This is a genomic window from Actinomadura sp. NPDC048032 (assembly GCF_040653175.1).
GTDB lineage: Bacteria > Actinomycetota > Actinomycetes > Streptosporangiales > Streptosporangiaceae > Spirillospora > Spirillospora verrucosospora.
Window position 1 is genome coordinate 1 of the sequence record NZ_JBEZJP010000826.1, and the last position, 1,096, is coordinate 1,096.

At 69.3% G+C, this 1,096-nt stretch carries 1 protein-coding gene and 2 pseudogenes; 2 read left to right on the top strand and 1 reads right to left on the bottom strand.

The features are described from left to right. A pseudogene (locus AB0C69_RS42505) lies at positions 1-228 on the bottom strand (ATP-dependent DNA ligase); the annotation flags it as partial. A 65-nt stretch (positions 229-293) separates the two neighbouring features. Between AB0C69_RS42505 and msrB the strand changes: the two are divergent. Both msrB and AB0C69_RS42515 read left to right on the top strand, forming a co-directional pair. Further along, entirely contained in the window at positions 294-695 is a 402-nt protein-coding gene (msrB, locus tag AB0C69_RS42510; protein ID WP_345177270.1) for a peptide-methionine (R)-S-oxide reductase MsrB, read from the top strand. Between the two features lie 70 nt (positions 696-765). After that, positions 766-1,044, top strand: a pseudogene (locus tag AB0C69_RS42515) (TIGR04222 domain-containing membrane protein); the annotation flags it as partial. Positions 1,045-1,096 lie beyond the last annotated feature (52 nt).

The window sequence follows — 1,096 nt, forward strand, 5'->3', positions numbered from 1 at the left end:
GTAGTCCTCGCGGGTGGCCATCCTGGCGCCCTCGAAGACCCCGGCGGGCCAGCGTTCCAGCGTCGTCGGGCGGTCGCGGGTGGCGCGCAGGATCCCCTCCCCCACGGCCAGGTAGTACTCCACGAGCTGCCGCTTGGTGTAGCCGTGCTCGGGGAAGTAGACCTTGTCGGGATTGGTCACCTTGACGAGCCGATCCCCGACCGGGATCTCGATGAAGGGCGAGGCCATAACCGCACGTTAACCCACGGGCACGACAGTCCTCCCGCGCACCCGCGCCGGGTACGGTCGAACCCATGGAGAAGATCCGCAAAAGCGAGGACGAGTGGCGGGCCCGGCTCAGCCCGGAGGAGTACCGCGTGCTGCGTGAGGCGGGCACCGAGAAGCCCTTCACCGGCGAGTACACCGACACCAAGACCGTCGGCGTGTACCGGTGCCGCGCGTGCGGGACCGAGCTGTTCCGGTCGGAGACCAAGTTCGAGAGCCACTGCGGCTGGCCGTCGTTCTTCGCGCCTTCCGACTCCGACGCGGTCACGCTGATCGAGGACCGCTCCCTCGGGATGGTCCGCACCGAGGTCCGCTGCGCGGTGTGCGACTCGCACCTCGGGCACGTCTTCCACGGCGAGGGCTACGACACCCCGACCGACGACCGGTACTGCATCAACTCGATCTCGCTCACCCTCGAACCGGCCGAATGACGCAACCTCCCCGGGCCCTGACGCGTCACATCGACGAACGCGGAAGTGACCGCCAGCCCCCCGGGGAGCCGCCGTGGACGAGTTCACCCCCTACGAGACCGCGTTGCTCTGCGGCGGGCCCACGCGCGCCGCGCAGTGCGCCCTGCTCGCCCTCTACGAACGGCGCCGCGTGCGGGTCTCGCGGGGCACGCGCCGCGTGACCGTCGTCGAGCGCGAGGCAGGCGACGGGATCCAGGCCGCGCTTCTCGACGAGGTCCCCGACACCGGCATCCAGCTCGGCCACGTCCTCGACGCGGTCGCCGAATCCGACGAGGTGGCCGCCGTCGCGGGCGGCCTGGTCAAGACTTGAAAGTTCAATGATGTCGAGTATGGTTGAACTCTCAAGTAAGGGGAGGGTGGAC

Excerpts from the sequence above, each read along its gene's own strand:
- msrB (WP_345177270.1), top strand. The coding sequence starts at position 294 with ATGGAGAAGATCCGCAAAAGCGAGGACGAGTGGCGGGCCCGGCTCAGC.